5 protein-coding genes are annotated in these 5,636 nt (G+C 68.2%); all 5 read left to right on the top strand.

The genetic code is table 11. The features are described 5' to 3' along the window. Positions 1 to 1,605: 23S rRNA pseudouridine(2605) synthase RluB (gene rluB, locus K206_RS39650; RefSeq protein ID WP_020205928.1), on the top strand; the 1,605-nt coding region annotated here is incomplete at its 5' end. A 162-nt stretch (positions 1,606 to 1,767) separates the two neighbouring features. After that, positions 1,768 to 1,929 (top strand): hypothetical protein, encoded by a 162-nt coding sequence (locus K206_RS43205; protein ID WP_155888316.1) that lies wholly within the window; start codon positions 1,768 to 1,770, stop codon positions 1,927 to 1,929. Between the two features lie 21 nt (positions 1,930 to 1,950). Beyond that, complete coding sequence (rimP, locus tag K206_RS0129330; protein WP_029044227.1) at positions 1,951 to 2,439, top strand: ribosome maturation factor RimP; 489 nt, start codon at positions 1,951 to 1,953, stop codon at positions 2,437 to 2,439. Beyond that, a complete protein-coding gene (gene nusA / locus K206_RS0129325; RefSeq protein WP_020205926.1) occupies positions 2,436 to 3,911 on the top strand; it encodes a transcription termination factor NusA in 1,476 nt (491 codons plus the stop codon). The genes rimP and nusA overlap by 4 nt, the downstream gene beginning before the upstream one ends. A gap of 84 nt (positions 3,912 to 3,995) precedes the next feature. After that, positions 3,996 to 5,636: translation initiation factor IF-2 N-terminal domain-containing protein (locus K206_RS0129320; protein ID WP_043367255.1), on the top strand; the 1,641-nt coding region annotated here is incomplete at its 3' end.

The following is a 5,636-nucleotide window of genomic DNA, read 5'->3' as shown; positions in this document are numbered from 1 at the left end:
GATGCGGGCGGCGAGGCCGCCGGCGAACGCCAGCGCGACGGCGCCCGCGCCAACCCGAACGGCGCGCGCAAGCGCAAGCCGCAGCAGGGCCAGCAGGCGCAGGGCGCGGGCCGCCGCGGCGGCGCCGAGGGCCAGCAAGGCCAGCCGCAGGGCGGTGCCCGCCCGGCGGGCCAGGGTGGCAAGGGCGGCAAGGGCAAGGGCGGCGCGCAGCGCCAGGCCCCGGGCGCGGCCGACAAGGCCCCGGCGGCTGCCGCGGTCAGCGGCGAAGACCTGTTCCGCTTCGTGATTTCCGGGCAGTACGACCAGGAAGACGCGGGCGGCGCGCGCGCCAAGGCCAAGCCGGTGCGCGAACTGTCGGCCGACGACGACGCGCCCAAGCTGCACAAGGTGCTCGCCGAGGGCGGCCTGGGCTCGCGCCGCGAGATGGAAGAACTGATCCTGCAGGGGCGCGTCTCGGTCAACGGCCTGCCGGCCCACATCGGCCAGCGCATCCTGCCGGCCGACCAGGTCCGCGTCAACGGCAAGCTGATCCACCGCCGCGTGTCGACCAAGCCGCCGCGCGTGCTGCTGTACCACAAGCCGGCCGGCGAGATCGTCAGCCAGTCGGACCCGGAAGGCCGTCCGACCGTGTTCGACAGCCTGCCGCGCATCAAGGCGGGCAAGTGGGTGGCCGTGGGCCGCCTCGACTTCAACACCGAAGGCCTGCTGATCTTCACGTCCTCCGGCGACATCGCCAACAAGTTCATGCACCCGCGCTACGGCGTGGAGCGCGAATACGCGGTGCGCACGCTGGGCGAGCTGGCCGAGGCCGACCGCCAGCGCCTGCTGCACGGCATCAAGCTCGACGACGGCGAGGCCAATTTCCTGCGCATCGCCGACGGCGGCGGCGAAGGCATCAACCACTGGTATCACGTGGCGCTGACCGAAGGCCGCAACCGCGAAGTGCGCCGCATGTTCGAGGCCGTGGGCCTGACCGTGTCGCGCCTGATCCGCACGCGCTACGGCCAGTTCCTGCTGCCGCGCGGCCTCAAGCGCGGCCGCTGGCAGGAGCTCGCCGCCGACGACGTGCGCGCGCTGATGGCCTCGATCGGCCTGAAGGCGCCCGCGAAGGGCGACGGCCAGCCCAAGGGCGGCAGCAGCAAGGTCACCGGGCGCAAGGCGCGCACCGAGGCGGCCATCGCCGGTATGCCGATGCCGACCGGCATGGACGGCCTGCCGCGTGTGAACCGCAGCAACGGCCCGCGCGGCAGCGGCGCCGGCCGCGGCCAGCCGGACCCGATGCAGACCTCGATGGGCTACATCGGCGGCCCGACCCTGCTGACCTCGCACACCACCAAGCTGGGCGGCGCCGCGGCAGGCCTGCCGCGCGGCCCCGGTGGCATGGGCGGCATGGGTGGCGGGGCTGGCGGCCGGGGCGGCCGCGGTGCCCGCAGCGGCGGTATGGGCGGCATGGGCGGCATGGGTGGTCTCGGCGGCATGGGCGGCGGCCAGGGCCGCGGGCCGCGCCGCGGCGGCGGCGAGGTCAACGGCAATGTGATGCCGCAGGCCGGCAAGGCCGGCGGCAATCGCCGCCCGCGCGGCGGCGGCCGCGACGGCAACCGCTGACGCCTTCTGGTGCAGGATGGCCGGCGCGCAGGCCGGGATGGGGCGAAGTGCGGTGCGTGCCGCTCGCCCGTCCGGGTTCTCCCGGCTATCTCTTTGCCTTTTGCACCGCGACGGCGTATAATCCAAGTCTATTCAAAAGTCATCCTGAAAAAGGATGGGCGAATGATGGGCATTGCGCCCATTTTTTTTTGGTTCGCCCAATCCGCATGCGTGCCGTCCTCGCACGGCGCGCCGGTCGGGGTGACGGGCAGGCAAGCAGGCTGCGAAGCCGCCTTCGGCAAGAAGGGCGGCGATGCCGGTGGGCTGGGTCTGCCACGGTATTGATGGCCATTATTCGGGAATACAGTGCATCTGGCAGATTTGATCGAAACCACCCTGAACGGCATGGGGTACGAGCTGGTTGAGCTCGAGCGCGCTCCGGGCGGACTGATGCGCGTCTATATCGATCAGCCTGAAACCGGGATCGTCATCGAGGATTGCGAAAAGGTAAGCCGTCAGCTGACGCACGTGCTTACGGTCGAGAACATCGACTACGAACGCCTCGAAGTGTCCTCGCCGGGGCTGGACCGGCCGCTCAAGAAACTGGCTGACTACGTCCGCTTCGCGGGCCAGGAGGCCAGGGTCACGCTGCGCCTGCCGGTCAACGGCCAGAAGAACTTCGTCGGCATCCTGCAGGCGCCCACCGGCGAGCCCGGGGCGGAGCAGGTCGGCCTGGAGTTCGGAGGCAAGGACGGCACGGCACTGCTGGAATTCGCCATATCCGATGTCGATCGCGCACGCCTGGTGCCGGTGATCGACTTCAAAGGAAATCAGAAAAAAGGGAACAAGCAATGAGCCGCGAAGTTCTGTTGCTCGTCGATGCGCTTGCGCGTGAGAAGAACGTCGACAAGGATGTGGTATTCGGTGCGCTGGAAGCGGCACTCGCTTCGGCAACCAAGAAGCGTTTCGAGGAAGACGTGGACATCCGCGTCGCCATCGATCGCGAATCCGGCGAGCATGAAACGTTCCGCCGCTGGCTCGTGGTCCCCGATGAACAGGGCCTGCAGGAGCCGGACAAGCAGATCCTGATGTTCGAAGCGCGCGAGCAGAACCCGGACATCCAGCTCGACGACTATATTGAGGAACAGATCGAGTCGGTCGAGTTCGGCCGCATCGGCGCGCAGGCCGCCAAGCAGGTGATCCTGCAGAAGATCCGCGACGCCGAGCGCGAGCAGATCCTCAACGATTACCTCGACCGCGGCGAAAAGGTCATGACCGGCACGGTCAAGCGCGCCGACAAGAAGGGCCTGATCGTGGAGTCCGGCCGCGTGGAAGCGCTGCTGGCCCGCGATCAGATCATCCCGAAGGAAAACCTGCGCACCGGCGACCGCGTGCGCGCCTACATCCTGAACGTGGACCGCACCGCGCGCGGCCCGCAGATCGAGCTCTCGCGCACCGCGCCCGAGTTCCTGATCAAGCTGTTCGAGAACGAAGTGCCGGAGATGGAGCAGGGCCTGCTGGAGATCAAGGCGGCCGCGCGCGACCCCGGCGTGCGCGCCAAGATCGCCGTGGTGGCGCATGACAAGCGCATCGACCCGATCGGCACCTGCGTCGGCGTGCGCGGCACGCGGGTGACGGCGGTGCGCAACGAGATCGGCGGCGAGGCGGTCGACATCGTGCTGTGGTCGGAGGATCCGGCGCAGTTCGTGATCGGCGCGCTGGCCCCGGCACAGGTACAGTCCATCGTGGTGGACGAGGAAAAGCACAGCATGGACGTGGTGGTCGACGAGGAAAACCTCGCCGTCGCCATCGGCCGCAGCGGGCAGAACGTGCGCCTGGCGTCCGAACTGACCGGCTGGCAGATCAACATCATGACGCAGGAAGAATCGGCGCAGAAGCAGGCCGAGGAAAGCGACGTGGTGCGCAAGTTGTTCATGGCCAAGCTGGACGTGGACGAAGAAGTGGCCGACATCCTGATCGACGAAGGATTCTCCACGCTGGAAGAAGTGGCCTACGTGCCCATCAGCGAGATGCTGGAGATCGATGCCTTCGACGAAGACACCGTCAACGAGCTGCGCAACCGCGCACGCGATGCGCTCCTGACGATGGAACTGGCCCGGGAAGAAAAGGTGGAAGCGGTGTCGCAGGATCTGCGCTCGCTCGACGGCCTGACCCCGGAACTGATCGGCAAGCTGGCCGAAGGCAATATCCACACGCGTGACGAACTCGCCGAACTGGCAGTCGACGAACTGGTCGAGATGGTCGGCCTGGGCGAAGAAGAGGCCCGCGCGTTGATCATGAAAGCACGGGAACATTGGTTTAACTGAGGGACACGCCCGGACCGACCGGCCTGGGCGCGTATTCCGCACACGACTGTCCCGACGTATAAACCGAGCATTGAAAGGGTTTGAATGGCAAGCACAACAGTTGCCCAACTGGCCGCAGAACTGAGCCGCAGCGCAGCTGCCCTGCTGGAACAATTGCAGGCAGCTGGGGTGGGCAAGGTGACGCCTGAAGACATCATCACCGAATCCGACAAGACCAGGTTGCTGGACTACCTCAAGCGTTCGCACGGGCAGGCCGACGACAGCGCGCGCAAGAAGATCACGCTGACCAAGCGCGAGACTTCCGAGATCCGCCAGGCCGATTCGACCGGCAAGACGCGCACGGTACAGGTCGAGGTGCGCAAGAAGCGCGTCCTGATCAAGCGTGACGAGGCCTCGCCCGAGGGCGCCGCCGACGGCCAGGATGGTGCCGACCAGCAGGCCGACGCCGCCGAACAGGCGCGTCAGGAAGAGGAAGCCCGTCTGCAGGCAGAGCAGCTGGCGCGCCAGGAAGCCGAGCTGAAGGCCCGCCAGGAAGCGGCCGAACGCGAGGAAGCCGAACGCCGCGCCAAGCAGGAAGCGCTCGAAGCCGAGGAACGCCGCCAGGCCGAGCTCGCCGCCCGCAAGGCGGAAGAGGAAGCCGCCGCGCTGCGCGCCGCGGCCGCCACGGCCGCGCCCGAGGACGACGATTCGCGCAAGAAGGCCGAGGACGACAAGGCTCGCCTTGCCGCCGAGCGCGCCGCCGCGCAGAAGGCCGCCGACCAGGCCAAGGAAGCCGCCGACAAGGCCCGTGCCGAGCAGGACGCCGCGCGCAAGCGCCGCGAAGCCGCCGAGGCCGAGGCCCGCGCCATCCAGCAGATGCTGAATGCGCCGGCGCGCGTGCTCAAGGCGCCGTCCGAACGCAAGGCCGAGGAAAAGAAGGCCGAGCAGACCGGCACGCTGCACAAGCCGGTCAAGGCGCCTGGCACCGAGACCAAGAAGGAAGAGAAGAAGCCGGCCACCACGGCTGCCACCGCCACCACCACGGTCGACAAGAAGACCGGCAAGGTGGTGAAGGCCGGCACGTCGTCGACCTGGCAGGACGAAGGCTCGAAGAAGAAGGGCAGCGGCCTGAAGACGCGCGGCGATTCGTCGGGCGGCGTGGGCGGCTGGCGCGGTGGTCCGCGCGGCCGTGGCAACCGCCACCAGCAGGACGACCGCGGCACCAACTTCCAGGCGCCGACCGAACCCGTGGTGCGCGAAGTGCACGTCCCCGAAACCATTTCGGTGGCCGATCTCGCCCACAAGATGGCCGTCAAGGCATCCGAGGTCATCAAGCAGATGATGAAGCTCGGCCAGATGGTGACCATCAACCAGGTGCTGGACCAGGAAACCGCCATGATCGTGGTGGAAGAAATGGGCCACAAGGCGTTCGCCGCCAAGCTGGACGATCCGGAAGCGCTGCTGGTGGTGGACGGCGAAGAGCACACCGACGCCGAGCAGCTGCCGCGTCCGCCGGTCGTGACCGTGATGGGCCACGTCGACCACGGCAAGACCTCGCTGCTGGACTACATCCGCCGCGCCAAGGTCGCCGCGGGCGAAGCCGGCGGCATCACGCAGCACATCGGCGCCTACCACGTGGAAACCGAGCGCGGCGTGATCACCTTCCTCGACACCCCGGGTCACGAGGCCTTCACGGCCATGCGTGCGCGCGGTGCCAAGGCAACCGACATCGTCATCCTGGTGGTG

This window comes from Cupriavidus sp. WS (assembly GCF_000395345.1).
Lineage (GTDB): Bacteria > Pseudomonadota > Gammaproteobacteria > Burkholderiales > Burkholderiaceae > Cupriavidus > Cupriavidus basilensis_B.
Note: the sequence above shows the minus strand (reverse complement) of the source record. Positions and strands in the feature narration are given on the sequence as shown.